At 46.8% G+C, this 14,331-nt stretch carries 17 protein-coding genes and 1 riboswitch; of the genes, 5 read left to right on the top strand and 12 right to left on the bottom strand.

Going from position 1 to position 14,331, the window contains the following annotated elements; translation table 11 throughout:
- Positions 1-3 precede the first annotated feature (3 nt).
- The gene (locus BEB54_RS04450; RefSeq protein WP_000469031.1) at positions 4-1,110 is read left to right on the top strand and encodes an ABC transporter permease; all 1,107 of its coding nucleotides are present in this window, start codon (positions 4-6) and stop codon (positions 1,108-1,110) included.
- Here BEB54_RS04450 and BEB54_RS04445 read toward each other — a convergent pair.
- Positions 1,072-1,482 (bottom strand): YbhQ family protein, encoded by a 411-nt coding sequence (locus BEB54_RS04445; protein ID WP_000871981.1) that lies wholly within the window; start codon positions 1,480-1,482, stop codon positions 1,072-1,074. The two genes, BEB54_RS04450 and BEB54_RS04445, sit on opposite strands and share 39 nt — an antisense overlap.
- 132 nt (positions 1,483-1,614) lie before the next feature.
- Here BEB54_RS04445 and BEB54_RS04440 point away from each other — a divergent pair, with 132 nt between their 5' ends.
- The 3 genes from BEB54_RS04440 to BEB54_RS04430 are packed head-to-tail and all read left to right on the top strand — an operon-like array spanning position 1,615 to position 4,570.
- Positions 1,615-2,376, top strand: a complete 762-nt coding sequence (locus BEB54_RS04440; protein WP_001113348.1) for an endonuclease/exonuclease/phosphatase family protein — start codon at positions 1,615-1,617, stop codon at positions 2,374-2,376.
- Complete coding sequence (clsB, locus tag BEB54_RS04435; RefSeq protein ID WP_105277040.1) at positions 2,373-3,614, top strand: cardiolipin synthase ClsB; 1,242 nt, start codon at positions 2,373-2,375, stop codon at positions 3,612-3,614. The genes BEB54_RS04440 and clsB overlap by 4 nt, the downstream gene beginning before the upstream one ends.
- The gene (locus BEB54_RS04430) at positions 3,614-4,570 is read left to right on the top strand and encodes a lysylphosphatidylglycerol synthase domain-containing protein (RefSeq protein ID WP_105277039.1); all 957 of its coding nucleotides are present in this window, start codon (positions 3,614-3,616) and stop codon (positions 4,568-4,570) included. The genes clsB and BEB54_RS04430 overlap by 1 nt, the downstream gene beginning before the upstream one ends.
- Positions 4,571-4,573: 3 nt before the next feature.
- Here BEB54_RS04430 and BEB54_RS04425 read toward each other — a convergent pair whose 3' ends face one another.
- The 10 genes from BEB54_RS04425 to moaA form a co-directional block, all read right to left on the bottom strand.
- Complete coding sequence (locus BEB54_RS04425; protein ID WP_000471748.1) at positions 4,574-4,795, bottom strand: hypothetical protein; 222 nt, start codon at positions 4,793-4,795, stop codon at positions 4,574-4,576.
- A 13-nt stretch (positions 4,796-4,808) separates the two neighbouring features.
- The gene (locus BEB54_RS04420; RefSeq protein ID WP_105277038.1) at positions 4,809-5,165 is read right to left on the bottom strand and encodes a DUF3969 family protein; all 357 of its coding nucleotides are present in this window, start codon (positions 5,163-5,165) and stop codon (positions 4,809-4,811) included.
- Positions 5,166-5,223: 58 nt separating this feature from the next.
- Entirely contained in the window at positions 5,224-5,937 is a 714-nt protein-coding gene (locus tag BEB54_RS04415) for a Bax inhibitor-1/YccA family protein (RefSeq protein WP_105277134.1), read from the bottom strand.
- A gap of 69 nt (positions 5,938-6,006) precedes the next feature.
- Positions 6,007-6,747: a Bax inhibitor-1 family protein gene (locus tag BEB54_RS04410; RefSeq protein WP_236474640.1), complete on the bottom strand. Its 741-nt coding sequence runs from the start codon at positions 6,745-6,747 to the stop codon at positions 6,007-6,009.
- Positions 6,748-6,855: 108 nt separating this feature from the next.
- Positions 6,856-7,560, bottom strand: coding sequence for a Bax inhibitor-1/YccA family protein (locus BEB54_RS04405; protein WP_000373624.1), 705 nt, complete (start codon positions 7,558-7,560; stop codon positions 6,856-6,858).
- A 135-nt stretch (positions 7,561-7,695) separates the two neighbouring features.
- Positions 7,696-8,148, bottom strand: a complete 453-nt coding sequence (moaE, locus tag BEB54_RS04400) for a molybdopterin synthase catalytic subunit MoaE (protein WP_000852287.1) — start codon at positions 8,146-8,148, stop codon at positions 7,696-7,698.
- A 1-nt stretch (position 8,149) separates the two neighbouring features.
- Positions 8,150-8,395, bottom strand: a complete 246-nt coding sequence (gene moaD, locus BEB54_RS04395; RefSeq protein ID WP_000598604.1) for a molybdopterin synthase sulfur carrier subunit — start codon at positions 8,393-8,395, stop codon at positions 8,150-8,152.
- A complete protein-coding gene (gene moaC, locus BEB54_RS04390) occupies positions 8,388-8,873 on the bottom strand; it encodes a cyclic pyranopterin monophosphate synthase MoaC (RefSeq protein ID WP_000080885.1) in 486 nt (161 codons plus the stop codon). The genes moaD and moaC overlap by 8 nt, the downstream gene beginning before the upstream one ends.
- Before the next feature lie 2 nt (positions 8,874-8,875).
- Positions 8,876-9,388 (bottom strand): molybdenum cofactor biosynthesis protein B, encoded by a 513-nt coding sequence (gene moaB, locus BEB54_RS04385; RefSeq protein WP_032183780.1) that lies wholly within the window; start codon positions 9,386-9,388, stop codon positions 8,876-8,878.
- Positions 9,389-9,409: 21 nt separating this feature from the next.
- Positions 9,410-10,399: a GTP 3',8-cyclase MoaA gene (moaA, locus tag BEB54_RS04380; RefSeq protein WP_002432387.1), complete on the bottom strand. Its 990-nt coding sequence runs from the start codon at positions 10,397-10,399 to the stop codon at positions 9,410-9,412.
- Positions 10,387-10,531: riboswitch (molybdenum cofactor riboswitch) on the bottom strand. (Overlaps the previous gene by 13 nt.)
- Positions 10,532-10,796: 265 nt before the next feature.
- Here moaA and yvcK point away from each other — a divergent pair.
- A complete protein-coding gene (gene yvcK / locus BEB54_RS04375; protein ID WP_001246025.1) occupies positions 10,797-11,705 on the top strand; it encodes a uridine diphosphate-N-acetylglucosamine-binding protein YvcK in 909 nt (302 codons plus the stop codon).
- 175 nt (positions 11,706-11,880) lie between these two features.
- Here yvcK and BEB54_RS04370 read toward each other — a convergent pair whose 3' ends face one another.
- On the bottom strand, positions 11,881-14,178 hold the full coding sequence (locus BEB54_RS04370; RefSeq protein WP_105277037.1) for a pentapeptide repeat-containing protein: 2,298 nt from the start codon (positions 14,176-14,178) through the stop codon (positions 11,881-11,883).
- Positions 14,179-14,331 lie beyond the last annotated feature (153 nt).

Raw genomic sequence — 14,331 nt, 5'->3', positions numbered from 1 at the left:
AGCATGTTTCATCGCTTATGGACGTTAATCCGCAAAGAGTTGCAGTCGTTGCTGCGTGAACCACAAACCCGCGCGATTCTGATTTTACCCGTGCTGATTCAGGTGATTCTTTTCCCGTTCGCCGCCACGCTGGAAGTGACTAACGCCACCATCGCCATCTACGATGAAGATAACGGCGAACATTCGGTAGAACTTACTCAACGTTTTGCCCGCGCCAGCGCCTTTACCCACGTGCTGCTGCTGAAAAGCCCACAGGAGATCCGCCCAACCATCGACACACAAAAGGCATTACTCCTGGTGCGTTTCCCGGCTGATTTCTCACGCAAATTGGATACCTTCCAGACCGCGCCATTGCAGTTGATCCTCGACGGACGCAACTCCAACAGTGCGCAAATTGCCGCCAACTACCTGCAACAGATCGTCAAAAATTATCAGCAGGAGCTGCTGGAAGGAAAACCGAAACCCAACAACAGCGAGCTGGTGGTACGCAACTGGTATAACCCGAATCTCGACTACAAATGGTTTGTGGTGCCGTCGCTTATCGCCATGATCACCACTATCGGCGTAATGATCGTCACGTCACTTTCCGTCGCCCGCGAACGTGAACAGGGTACGCTCGATCAGTTACTGGTTTCTCCCCTCACCACCTGGCAGATATTTATCGGCAAAGCCGTACCTGCGTTAATTGTCGCCACGTTTCAGGCAACCATTGTGCTGGCGATTGGTATCTGGGCGTATCAAATCCCCTTCGCCGGATCGCTGGCGCTATTCTACTTTACGATGGTGATTTACGGTTTATCGCTGGTGGGATTCGGTCTGTTGATTTCGTCACTCTGTTCAACGCAACAGCAGGCGTTTATCGGCGTGTTTGTCTTTATGATGCCCGCCATTCTCCTTTCCGGTTACGTTTCGCCAGTGGAGAACATGCCAGTGTGGCTGCAAAACCTGACGTGGATTAACCCTATTCGCCACTTTACGGACATTACCAAGCAGATTTATTTGAAGGATGCGAGTCTGGATATTGTGTGGAATAGTTTGTGGCCGCTACTGGTGATAACGGCCACGACAGGGTCAGCGGCGTACGCGATGTTTAGACGCAAGGTGATGTAACTTCTTATCTTTCGCCAGCAAAGACACTACCGCCGGGCCAGCAAGGATTGCCAGCCCTGCAATTGCCAGCAAAAAGTTGTTTTCCAGTACGCGGGACAACAGCCACAGCACAATCAGCGCTGCGCCAAAATACCAGGTTGTGGTCAGTTCTTCCAGCACATCTGCCACCTCACGCCAGCGTTGCTCGGGGTGGCGCTGAAACACCAGCATCATCACTACCGTGACACAATACAGTGCGCATAATCCTACGCCAACGTGAACCAGAGTCTTACTCATCCAGCCCACCACCAGCAGCGCCACTACCAGTAAATGCAACATAATCTGCCAGCAACTTAGACCCGTTGCGACACGAACACGTTGTTGCCACTTCATGGCTTCTCTCCTGAAGAATTTATCTCTACTTACTCAGAGTACCGAACTTTACGGAAAATTCCGTAAGACCGCACCTTTTTGTGACGCCGACTACACTATTTCAATGAGATAAGAGGCAAAGACAGGAAAATTATGCCCGATCAAACACAACAATTTTCGTTCAAGGTGCTCACCATCAATATTCACAAAGGCTTTACCGCGTTTAACCGACGCTTCATTTTGCCGGAACTTCGCGACGCCGTGCGTACCGTCAGTGCCGATATTGTTTGCCTGCAAGAAGTGATGGGTGCGCACGAAGTTCATCCGCTGCATGTGGAAAACTGGCCCGATACCTCGCACTACGAGTTTCTCGCCGACACCATGTGGAGCGATTTCGCCTACGGTCGCAATGCCGTATACCCGGAAGGGCATCACGGCAACGCGGTTCTTTCACGTTATCCCATTGAACATTATGAGAATCGCGATGTTTCGGTCGATGGTGCGGAAAAGCGCGGCGTGCTCTACTGCCGCATTGTGCCGCCGATGACCGGGAAAGCGATTCATGTGATGTGCGTACATCTGGGCCTGCGTGAGGCGCACCGTCAGGCGCAGCTTGCGATGCTCGCCGAATGGGTCAATGAGCTGCCGGACGGCGAACCAGTATTGGTGGCGGGTGATTTCAACGACTGGCGGCAAAAAGCTAATCATCCGTTAAAAGTGCAGGCCGGACTGGATGAGATATTTACCCGCGCCCACGGACGCCCGGCGCGCACGTTTCCGGTGCAATTTCCTCTACTACGACTGGACAGGATCTACGTCAAAAATGCCAGCGCCAGCGCGCCAACCGCGTTGCCGCTGCGGACATGGCGACACCTTTCTGATCATGCCCCTTTAAGTGCGGAGATTCATTTATGAAATGTAGCTGGCGTGAAGGCAATAAGATCCAGTTGCTGGAAAACGGCGAGCAATATTATCCCGCGGTGTTTAAGGCGATTGGCGAGGCGCAAGAACGCATCATTCTTGAAACGTTTATCTGGTTTGAGGATGACGTCGGCAAACAGCTGCATGCGGTACTACTGGCAGCAGCGCAACGCGGGGTAAAAGCGGAAGTCTTGCTGGATGGCTACGGTTCGCCGGATCTCAGCGATGATTTTGTCAATGAACTGACGGCAGCTGGCGTGGTGTTCCGCTACTACGATCCCCGCCCTCGCCTTTTTGGTATGCGCACCAATGTGTTTCGCCGGATGCATCGCAAAATTGTGGTGATCGACGCACGTATCGCCTTTATTGGTGGGCTGAATTACTCCGCCGAGCATATGTCCAGCTACGGTCCAGAGGCTAAACAGGATTACGCAGTGCGCCTTGAAGGGCCGATTGTCGAAGATATTCTCCAGTTTGAACTGGAAAACCTGCCAGGACACAGCGCAGCACGACGCTGGTGGCGACGTCATCACAAAGCGGAAGAAAACCGCCAGCCGGGAGAAGCGCAGGTATTATTGGTTTGGCGCGATAACGAAGAACATCGCGATGATATCGAACGTCACTATCTGAAAATGCTCACTCAGGCGCGCCGGGAAGTGATTATCGCCAACGCCTACTTCTTCCCCGGCTATCGATTTTTGCACGCCTTACGTAAAGCGGCACGGCGCGGGGTGCGGATCAAACTGATCATTCAGGGCGAACCGGATATGCCCATTGTCAGAGTCGGCGCGCGTTTACTGTACAACTATCTGGTTAAAGGCGGCGTTCAGGTATTTGAGTACCGCCGCCGCCCGCTCCACGGTAAAGTGGCATTGATGGACGATCACTGGGCGACGGTAGGGTCCAGTAATCTCGATCCGCTCAGTTTGTCGCTAAATCTCGAAGCAAACGTCATCATTCACGATCGTAATTTTAACCAGACGCTACGCGATAATCTGAACGGCATCATCGCCGCCGACTGTCAACAAGTGGATGAATCCATGCTGCCGAAACGCACCTGGTGGAACCTGACGAAAAGCGTGCTGGCGTTCCACTTTTTACGCCACTTCCCGGCGCTGGTTGGCTGGCTTCCGGCACACACGCCACGTCTGGCGCAGGTTGACCCGCCCGCTCAGCCGACAATGGAAACGCAGGATCGGGTAGAAACTGAAAACACGGGGGTAAAACCCTGATGAGTAAATCACACCCACGCTGGCGCTTAGCAAAGAAGATCCTCACCTGGCTATTTTTTATCGCAGTGATTGTGTTGCTGGTGATCTACGCCAAAAAGGTAGACTGGGAAGAGGTCTGGAAGGTCATCCGCGATTACAATCGCGTTGCGTTGCTCAGTGCGATTGGGCTGGTGGTCGTCAGCTATCTGATATATGGCTGCTACGACCTGCTCGCCCGTTTCTACTGCGGTCACAAACTGGCGAAGCGCCAGGTGATGCTGGTGTCGTTTATCTGCTACGCCTTCAACCTGACGCTCAGTACCTGGGTCGGCGGCATAGGTATGCGCTATCGTTTGTACTCCCGGCTAGGGTTACCGGGCAGCACTATTACGCGGATTTTCTCGCTCAGTATTACCACCAACTGGCTGGGCTATATTTTGCTGGCCGGGATTATCTTTACCGCAGGCGTGGTGGAGCTGCCGGACCACTGGTATGTCGATCAAACTACGCTGCGTATTCTCGGCATTGGCTTACTGCTGATTATCGCGGTTTATTTGTGGTTTTGCGCTTTCGCGAAGCACCGCCATATGACCATCAAAGGGCAAAAGCTGGTGCTGCCTTCATGGAAATTCGCCCTCGCCCAGATGCTGATTTCCAGCGTTAACTGGATGGTAATGGGAGCGATTATCTGGCTGTTGCTAGGTCAAAACGTGAACTATTTCTTTGTACTGGGCGTATTACTGGTAAGCAGTATTGCCGGGGTAATTGTGCATATTCCGGCGGGAATTGGTGTACTGGAAGCGGTGTTTATCGCGCTACTGGCTGGGGAGCATACCTCCAAAGGCACAATTATCGCCGCCCTGCTCGCTTACCGTGTGCTGTATTACTTTATCCCGCTGCTGCTGGCGCTGATCTGTTACCTGTTGCTGGAAAGCCAGGCGAAGAAGCTACGAGCGAAAAATGAAGCGGTAATCTGAAGTTTAGTTAAGTTCTTTTGGTTTAAGTTCGGGATGCTGTTTATAGATGGGGTTCATGATATCGATTAACATGCGCCCCATAATTTCCCCGACGGCGGAACGATAAATATTAAGCTCAGATTCATCGCAAGCTTGCTGAACATATAATACTGATGCATCTAATTGAGAACCAATATTGAGCATTAATGCGCTGATATCTGCTGCCAGAGTCTTATCTTTGAACATTTTATAAACCTTTTCAATTTCTAAACATAAAAGATACTGCATGTTCCATTTTATTACCTACGGGATAATTATATTTTATTGCATATGTAAAATCACTTGTTTTGATTATTAAGTTTTTTATAGCATCATCAAGATACTCAGGAACTAATGATTCAATATTTTCAAGATCACAACCAAGATCAATTATCTCTATTAGCTCTTTATCACAATCATTTTTGTGTAAAAGCCTGGAAATAAAAGGTCTGAAAACTAGTAGTTCAGATTCATCTATAGTTATCGTGCCTTCTTTCAAGGAATGTAACACTCCTGAAAGCAGTATAGCCATAAATTTATCCATATATTTATTATCGATGGTACAAACTAACTGCATGATATTCTCCACTATTGTATTTCAGATACTACATTTCTAAACGTAAGTCGAAAGTGCGTTAAATATGAAACCGCGTATGCCTTTGCCAGACAAGTGTTATCGCTATTGCTGCAAGTATCCCAAAGAAGCCGATAAAATAGTAATAGAGTGTTAATGCACCTGTAAAAGCGCAACGAACCGGACTCCACAACTCTTCGCTATGGCATTTTCCTGCCAGTTCAAGGAGCTTATTTCGTCCATGCGAGATAATGCCTGACCATAAAACAATCATTAAGCAACTTATTACCCAAATGGGCCGTTCACTCATTAATGCGGCATTCACGATGATCACCAGGGCCAACCCTGTCAACGTCATCATAATGATAAAACGATGAGAACCAGGATCAACATTAAATAATAAACCGGCCAGCATACTGATTAAAAACATCGCGCCCGCAGTGCTGAACACAAGGATAATGGCAGATACAGGAGCTAAAATAGCAACGACAATCGCCACCAAAGAGATTAAAAACAGATACATTACGCCTGCGATGGCGGCATTTATCTTGTTGATATCTTTACTTAAGCCATACATACAAAGTAATAATAATCCTATGACAACATACATTGGTGGTGAATCATATTTGGTTGCCGTAATTTCGAGATAATTAGCTATCCAAGCCAGTCCTGCGGTTGCCGCCAAACCGACAGCGGTAATGAGCCATATGGCATTTAATATCCTGGCCTCGTACTGAAAATCATTAGTTATGTTTTTTGATGAGTACGATTTCATTATTTTTATATCCTTAAGTTGAATATCAATATCTATTGCAATTAACGCAAAAAAACTCATCAATTCACGCTACCACACTAAACCATTAATAAAGTCAAGAACCGTTACAGCAAGTCTAAAAAGGACGCTTAGGATACTGAAATAGAGTGTTATTGCCCCTACAACAATACAGCGAAGAACACCTGAAAATTCAGAGTTGTCGGCAACACGGATCAAATCTTCCAGTGTTGTTGCTTCACAGGCAGCCGTAACGCCCCAGATAACGACAGTCAAAATACTCGCTAACCATACGGAAAAACTGCTGGTAAGAATCAGGTTAACAACAAAAGCAATACTCAAACCACAGAAGATATATAAACATAACTGTCTAACTGGTGGGATAACCCTATTAATACAACAGCATATTAGCGCCATAGCGGCAAACATCCCTCCCGTAATTCCCATTACCCTCGCTATGCTCGAAAAGGTAAAAAGTCTGGAGAAGAGAAAGCCATTAAGCAGGATTATTAGCAGATAGACCAGACATGCGCCTGATGCCTCGAGCCTTTTCAGGGCATCGTTTAACCAGAAACCAATTATTATCAGCGCAGATAAAGCGAAGACAAACGCGCCTGGAGATTCTAGTGAAGCAACCCAATGCAAGCGCTGAAATATCCAGGCACAGCCTGCCGTAGCCCATACTCCAGCAGCTGTTAACCACCAAATTAGGAACAGCATTTTGCTGAGCGAAGCGCTTTTTTGCTGTAATTGAGTAGCAGTGGATCGTCTGTTCAATTGCGTTATCTGCCCCTGAAATTGCGTAGTGGACATAGTCTGGCATTTGCGGCGATTCAGTTCTCATGTAAATGAGCGGAATAGTCTTTATAAAATCCGAAAAAAATCCCGACACATGGCCGGGATATTGATGGTGAAAAAGAATTAACGGCGGTTGCCGAAGATCCTCAACAACATCAGGAACAGGTTGATGAAGTCCAGATATAAGGTTAACGCGCCAAGAATGGAATATTTGCGCAGGTTTGACGTGTCGCGGGTATCAATCTGCTCACCCATATTTTTCAGTTTCTGCGTGTCATACGCCGTCAATCCGACAAAGACAATCACGCCGATGTAGGTAACCGCCCACATCAACGCTTCGCTTTTCAGCCAGAAGTTAACCAGCGATGCCAGCACAATGCCGATTAACGCCATAAACAGCATATTGCCAAAGCCGCTTAGATCGCGCTTCGTGGTGTAACCGTACAGACTCATTGCGCCGAACATCCCGGCAGTAACGACGAAAGTACTGGCGATAGAAGCAGCGGTATAGACAATGAAAATACTGGAAAGCGTAAGGCCCGTCAGCGCCGAATAAAGCATAAAGAGCATCGTCGTTACACCTGCGCTCAGCTTTTGAATCATCGCTGATAACACAATAACCAATGCTAATTGCGCGATGATCAGACCGATTAAAAAGACACGGTTAGTAAACAACAGCTCCATCACGGCCGCGGAATTAGCCGCATACCAGGCAACAAATGCGGTCAGCAACAAGCCAACGGTCATCCAGCCATAGACTTGCGCCATATAAGTTTGCAAGCCAGCCCGGGGTTGTACGATTGAATCAGAACGTGGGAATCTGTCCATGACGATCTCCTGAAGATATAAGGAATATCTTAAGGATACTGCAAATGATGAGGCTGTGCATCGACACAGCGTAAACGCATGTACTGAGTGGTAAAATTGCCGGACGCAGCGTTGCCTTATCCGGCTAATAAAAAACTACCAGCGTTTTGCTGCCTGCTGATCGCTCTCCCGGGCTTCAACCCAGCGGTCGCCTTCCGGCGTGGCTTCGCGCTTCCAGAACGGTGCGCGGGTTTTGAGATAGTCCATAATAAACTGCCCGGCTTCAAACGCACTGCTGCGATGCGCACTGGTGACACCGACAAAAACGATTTCATCGCCCGGCCATAATTCCCCGATGCGGTGAATCACAGTGACGCGCCCCAGCGGCCAGCGGTTACGCGCTTCATCGACAATTTCTGCCAGTGCTTTTTCAGTCATCCCCGGATAGTGTTCGAGGGTTAATGCTTTGACGCTGTCGCCCAGGTTATGGTTGCGCACCTTACCGGTAAAGGTGACTACCGCACCGTCTTCGTCACGCTCAGCCAGCCACGGATACTCTTCTCCTACGCTGAACGGCTGCGGGCCGACAACAATTTTGGTTTCTGCCATCTTAACCTCCGGTTACCGGCGGGAAGAAAGCCACTTCGTCGCCGTCAGTCAGCGGATGGTCAAAACTCACCAGCGTCTGGTTGACGGCAGCCAGCAATTTGCCATCTTCCAGCGCCAGCGCCCAGCGATCGCTCTGCGCAGCCAGATGCTGGCGTAACGCTTCAACGGTTGGGAAATCCGCAGCCACTTCGCTTGCATCTGTTCCCACCAACTCGCGCACCTGGGCGAAAAAAAGAACTTTAATCATCCGCTTCCACCTTAAAGTCACCTGACTTGCCGCCGCTCTTCGCCAGCAAACGTACCGGACCAATCACCATATCTTTTTGCACCGCTTTACACATGTCATAAATGGTCAGCGCCGCCACGGAGGCCGCGGTTAACGCTTCCATTTCAACGCCGGTTTTCCCAGTCAGGCGGCATAAGGTTTCTATACGTACCCGATTGTGCTCCGGCTCGGCCTGCAAATTGACTTCAACTTTGCTGAGCATCAGCGGGTGGCACAGCGGGATCAGATCCCATGTGCGTTTTGCCGCCTGAATACCGGCGATACGCGCAGTGGCAAATACGTCGCCTTTGTGGTGGCGACCATCAATGATCATCGCCAGCGTCTCGCTGCGCATGGTGACAAAGGCTTCGGCGCGCGCTTCACGCACGGTTTCTGCTTTGGCGGAGACATCCACCATGTGCGCTTCGCCAGCGGCGTTGATATGGGTCAGTTGCGACATACTTATTTCTTCAAATGTGGATGGAAATTACACGGACGCGTACGGGCATCCAGCTGCGGTGCAATGATATTTTCCCAGGCGGTACGGCACGCTTTGGTTGAACCGGGCATGGCGAAAATCAGCGTTTTGTTAGCGACACCCGCTACCGCACGAGATTGCAACGTTGAGGTGCCAATCTCTTCGAACGACAACATACGGAACACTTCACCAAAACCTTCAACTTCACGGTCGAACAGCGGCAGCAGTGCTTCAGGTGCCTGATCGCCTTCGGTCAGACCAGTACCACCCGTAATCAACACCACTTGTACATCGTCGCTGGCGATCCACGCAGATACCTGAGCGCGAATGGCATAGCGGTTTTCTTTCACAATGGCTTTATCGACAACGTGATGGCCCGCGTCCTGCGCCGAGTCGCGCAGATAGTGACCGGAGGTATCGTCTTCTTCACCGCGACGATTAGAAACCGTAAGAATAGCAATACGGGTCGGGATAAATTCAGTGCTTACCTGACTCATCTGATCTCTCCTTTTGACGTTTTAGCCGCCAATGTACGATAAGTTTTGCGTAATACCGGTGTTGTTTTGATGCAGGAAATGGGTCTGTTTCTTCTCCCGCAGCGCCGCTGAAATACGCGCTTCCAGCGCCTGTTGCTGGGTATCGTCTTCCAGCAGATCGCGCAGGTTAACGCCGCCTTCACCGAACAGGCAGAGATGGAGTTTACCAATGGAGGAGACGCGCAGGCGGTTGCAAGTGGCGCAGAAGTCTTTTTCATACGGCATGATAAGGCCAATCTCTCCGGCGTAATCCGGATGACAAAAGACTTGCGCGGGACCGTCGCTGCGTTGACGTAATTGGTGGATCCAGCCGCGACGCAGTAACTCGTCACGCAGAACCTGACCAGAGATGTGATGCTTACGGAAGAGCTCGCTGCCCTCGCCCGTTTCCATCAGTTCGATGAAACGCAGCTGGATGGGGCGATGCTGGATCCAGTTCAGAAAGGTGTCGAGCTGATGATGATTAACATCACGCATCAGCACGGTATTGACTTTGACCTTCTCAAAACCGGCCTCAAATGCAGCATCGATCCCTGCCATGACCTGGTTGAATTTATCCTGTCCGGTAATAGCCTGAAACTGGCGAGCGTCGAGGCTATCGACACTAACGTTGATACCAGTAAGACCAGCATCACGCCAGTTCGCCACGTCGCGTTCCAGACGGTAACCATTGGTGGTGACCGCTATCTGGCGAATAGCGTCGTTTTCTCGCACAGCGGCGATGATATCGGTAAAGTCACGACGCAAAGACGGCTCTCCGCCCGTCAGACGGACTTTTTCGGTGCCCAGACTGGCGAAGGCGCGCGTAACCCGGCGAATTTCATCGACGGTCAGAAAGCCTTTATTGGTGACGCCGCTCGGTTTGTAGCCATCCGGCAGGCAGTAGGTGCAACGGAAATTGCACACATCGGTAATCGACAGGCGCAAGTAGTAAAACTTACGCGCAAATGCATCAGTCAGTTGTGAAGCCATGTACACCTTTCCAGATACGGGAGGCGAAGTCATTTCTTCCTTCGCCCTGGTGGCAATCTTTGTAAGCATTGTCACGGCCAAAGCACCGTATCAGTTGACCCAGGTGCAGAGGCTAGAGTGTTTAGTGGTTAAGCCGATACTAGCGTGTAAACAGGATTTTTACCATCCACACTTTCGCTATGTAATCATATATATAGCGTCATGATCGTGCTATTTCGCTACAGAATAAGGGAAAATAGCGTTTTTACTTTGATATACATCATCACGGATGCATAGCGTACATCGTCCTTTAGAGGTAGAAGAAAATAGTTTGTATCCTCAATATTGGCAGGTTAATTGCTGTTTCCCCGCAATTTGCGCTACTGTAGCGCGGAAAATCTGACTCCAGGAAACTATAATGCGCAATCGTACGTTGGCTGACCTTGATCGTGTCGTTGCTCTCGGCGGAGGGCATGGACTGGGACGCGTTCTCTCATCACTTTCGTCTTTGGGTTCTCGTTTAACGGGTATCGTGACCACCACGGATAACGGTGGTTCAACGGGGCGTATTCGCCGCTCAGAAGGTGGAATTGCCTGGGGCGATATGCGCAATTGCCTTAACCAGTTGATAACGGAACCCAGCGTCGCTTCCGCAATGTTTGAATATCGTTTCGGCGGTAATGGCGAACTTTCCGGGCACAACCTTGGAAACCTGATGTTGAAGGCACTGGATCACCTTAGCGTGCGGCCTCTTGAAGCGATTAATCTGATTCGCAATCTGTTGAAAGTGGACGCACATTTGATTCCGATGTCGGAGCATCCTGTTGATTTAATGGCGATTGACGATCAGGGGCATGAAGTTTACGGCGAGGTCAATATTGACCAGCTCACCGCGCCGATACAGGAGCTACTCTTAACCCCCAACGTACCTGCCACACGTGAAGCGGTGCTGGCGATTAATGAGGCGGATCTGATCATTATTGGGCCAGGGAGTTTTTATACTAGTCTTATGCCCATTCTGCTGCTCAAGGAAATGGCTCAGGCATTACGCCGAACGCCTGCCCCGATGGTGTATATCGGTAATTTGGGGCGAGAATTAAGCCTGCCTGCTGCAAATCTCAAGCTGGAAAATAAGCTGGCGATTATGGAGCAGTATGTTGGTAAAAAAGTGATTGATGCGGTAGTTGTTGGACCGAAAGCTGATGTATCCGCAGTTAACAACAGAATTGTGATTCAGGAAGTACTGGAGGCCAGCGATATTCCTTATCGTCATGACCGCCAGTTGCTGCATAACGCACTGGAAAAGGCATTACAGGCACTAGGTTAAGCGCCTGTGCCGGGGGCAGAAAAATACGACTGTGACTATGGCGTTTTAAATTATAGAAGGCCATAGTCACCTTTTTTTGGCACAACCCCATTGTTAGCAGCTCATTTATCTTTCCACTTTCTGGAATTTAGTTTTGCTTCTTGATGTTTCTTGTGCCATGACTATTCTAATAATGTTATAATCCCCATGCTTTGGGAGCCACCGAATCTAAATATTTATCAATATGATGAGAACGAGTATAATCTGCTATATTTTTTGATAAAATGGCCGTGCAATTTAAACCAGAACCTAATCCCAGTAGTACCGTTAACCAGTTATCCAGAGCTTCAGATTCAACAATCGAGTTTTCCAGTTCATATGCTTTTAGTAAAAGAGCAGCAGAGTAAATTCTGAGGATTTGCGGAGAATTGTATTCCGTTCCTAAACTTGAAGCTGAAGAATATCTTGCGAACACGACAGCAAAACTTATCAGAAGCATTGCTTGTTCCGTTTTATTTGCATTTTCCATTCTGCAAGCCTTCATTAAATCTTTATAATGGTTTCCCTTAATATTTAAACAAGACTTATACTTCAATAGTTCGCTAACATTCTTTTTTTGTTTTATCTTTTTATTTTTACTTAACATTTCGTAACCCGCACCTTCTATAGATTGCGCCTGCAATGAGTAATTATCTATGAGTTTCATAAGAGGCGCAAAAATTTCATTTAATTTTATTTGTTCATCAATACCATCCATTTTGGTTTGAGAACAACAACTTTGTGATGCAGTGACAAATGGTTCGTATAGATCACCAAGCTGAAGGATTTTGAGATAATTTTTTAATAAAATATTATGTTGTGACCGTTTCCATGGGTAGGAAAACACTGGGAATTCGGTCATCAATACGGTATTAAGATTAATATCTGCAAGCGAGCACACTTGTTCTGGTGCTGCATATAGATAAAAATGGTCCCAGTCCTTATTTTTAATAGTGGTATCCAACATTTTATTTAAGGCATTAGATGAAAGACGCATTGCACGATTATTTTGCTGTGCTGAAAACAATACGTACCAAGCATCATCATGATCTTGTTGTTTACGCCATTCCGAGAAGTCTGGATAATCATTTCCTTCAGTATAAGGTTTAACATCCTTATGTTGTAAATATGTTTTATAAATATTATATGCTTTTTCTGCCAATATATTATTTTTACTTTTTAGTGCCAGGTCAGTCATCATTACATATGCAGTACTAAATGATAACATTAATGTAGGTTGTTCTGTAAAGCGATCTAAATAATAATTAATCCTCTCTTCACTAAGATTAAACAAAAAAGAAGAAGAGATACAGCAATCAACTGTAATTAATGACAAAATAAAGTTATCAAATATATTTATATCATCATTTTGCAATATATCATTTAATCCCTCTGGTGGTCTGTTAGACGTATAGTATTTTGCTAAGCAATTAATTTCTGATACATCCTTTTTTAATTTTGCAAGGTCATAGATACAATTTTTTGCACTCAGTTCGTTGGCGAGGATTTTTTTTATTTCAGGCATTGAATCTTCAGAGATATCTTCAAAGATTTGATAAATTTTCTGGATATGTTCTTTTGCTTTACATATATCAACCCTGATTAAATCTTGTAATGGAGGAGTATCGTCAAAGAAAAATTTCCGCATAGATCCCGTATGCATTTTTATTATTTTCGCTTCACGCAACACTATATTTTTTAAAATACAAGTACTAAAGTCACCTCTCTCTATAGTTGCGTATTCAAAATTTACCCCCGACATATTCGTACCAGCAACATCACAGGAAAATAAAGTGGCATTCTTGAATGAACTATTTTCAAACTGTGCGCCATTCAATATGGCATACTCCATATAACATCCTGAAAAATCTGCACAACCCTTGGCTTCTGTTAGATCTGTCCTTACAAAACTAGCACCGCTCAATTTGCAATCCATGAGTGTTGCTCTCTTCATATTAGCATCATTAAAATTAACGTTAGAAAAATTTGATTCACCGAATTCAGTATCTTCAAAATTGAGCCTCGAAAAATCAAAGCGCCCATTGGGATCCTGCAAAATAATTAGTTGTCGAGTTCTGACTGGTTTATCTCCAATAAAATAAGTTGTTGTCATCACACTGTCTGAAAATTCTATCTTGCACTTAAAAAGCTCATGCATGTGCGGAGGACAAAAATTTTTCAGGGTCAAAAACTCATTACGTTCTTTATTATATTCTTTTTTTTCATCGGTAAGGTAAGGTGATAAAAACAATCCATAGCGAGAATGGATATCATTATACATTCTACTTAAAAAATCTTTTTTCGTTTCGAAACCCAAAATGAATCGCAGCACATCAAAAAGCCGCTCCCATTTACTCATATAAAAAGTATGGTCATTGTCAGCAAGAAGCAATTGCTCTGCGCGCTTTTCATCAATTTCAAAAGATGACTGTCGATGATTAACTGATAACATCATGCTGCCTCCATCAGATAAACAATTAATTGCTGCAGTCTTCCTGAATACAGTTTATTTACTATCAAAAATCGCTCATTTCAAATAGGCTTGTTCCCGATTACACAAATAAAAGCATATTATTTATTAACTCTTAAATAATTACACCTATAATTA

The sequence above is a fragment of the Escherichia sp. MOD1-EC6021 genome (genome assembly GCF_002965245.1).
Lineage (GTDB): Bacteria > Pseudomonadota > Gammaproteobacteria > Enterobacterales > Enterobacteriaceae > Escherichia > Escherichia coli_F.
This window is presented reverse-complemented; position numbering and strand designations above follow the sequence as displayed.

Bases quoted from the DNA above. Each gene is read 5' to 3' on its own strand.
- BEB54_RS04450 (WP_000469031.1), top strand. From the start codon at position 4: ATGTTTCATCGCTTATGGACGTTAATCCGCAAAGAGTTGCAGTCGTTG.
- BEB54_RS04445 (WP_000871981.1), bottom strand. From the start codon at position 1,482: ATGAAGTGGCAACAACGTGTTCGTGTCGCAACGGGTCTAAGTTGCTGG.
- BEB54_RS04440 (WP_001113348.1), top strand. From the start codon at position 1,615: ATGCCCGATCAAACACAACAATTTTCGTTCAAGGTGCTCACCATCAAT.
- clsB (WP_105277040.1), top strand. From the start codon at position 2,373: ATGAAATGTAGCTGGCGTGAAGGCAATAAGATCCAGTTGCTGGAAAAC.
- BEB54_RS04430 (WP_105277039.1), top strand. From the start codon at position 3,614: ATGAGTAAATCACACCCACGCTGGCGCTTAGCAAAGAAGATCCTCACC.
- BEB54_RS04425 (WP_000471748.1), bottom strand. From the start codon at position 4,795: ATGTTCAAAGATAAGACTCTGGCAGCAGATATCAGCGCATTAATGCTC.
- BEB54_RS04420 (WP_105277038.1), bottom strand. From the start codon at position 5,165: ATGCAGTTAGTTTGTACCATCGATAATAAATATATGGATAAATTTATG.
- BEB54_RS04415 (WP_105277134.1), bottom strand. From the start codon at position 5,937: ATGAAATCGTACTCATCAAAAAACATAACTAATGATTTTCAGTACGAG.
- BEB54_RS04410 (WP_236474640.1), bottom strand. From the start codon at position 6,747: ATGTCCACTACGCAATTTCAGGGGCAGATAACGCAATTGAACAGACGA.
- BEB54_RS04405 (WP_000373624.1), bottom strand. From the start codon at position 7,560: ATGGACAGATTCCCACGTTCTGATTCAATCGTACAACCCCGGGCTGGC.
- moaE (WP_000852287.1), bottom strand. From the start codon at position 8,148: ATGGCAGAAACCAAAATTGTTGTCGGCCCGCAGCCGTTCAGCGTAGGA.
- moaD (WP_000598604.1), bottom strand. From the start codon at position 8,395: ATGATTAAAGTTCTTTTTTTCGCCCAGGTGCGCGAGTTGGTGGGAACA.
- moaC (WP_000080885.1), bottom strand. From the start codon at position 8,873: ATGTCGCAACTGACCCATATCAACGCCGCTGGCGAAGCGCACATGGTG.
- moaB (WP_032183780.1), bottom strand. From the start codon at position 9,388: ATGAGTCAGGTAAGCACTGAATTTATCCCGACCCGTATTGCTATTCTT.
- moaA (WP_002432387.1), bottom strand. From the start codon at position 10,399: ATGGCTTCACAACTGACTGATGCATTTGCGCGTAAGTTTTACTACTTG.
- yvcK (WP_001246025.1), top strand. From the start codon at position 10,797: ATGCGCAATCGTACGTTGGCTGACCTTGATCGTGTCGTTGCTCTCGGC.
- BEB54_RS04370 (WP_105277037.1), bottom strand. From the start codon at position 14,178: ATGATGTTATCAGTTAATCATCGACAGTCATCTTTTGAAATTGATGAA.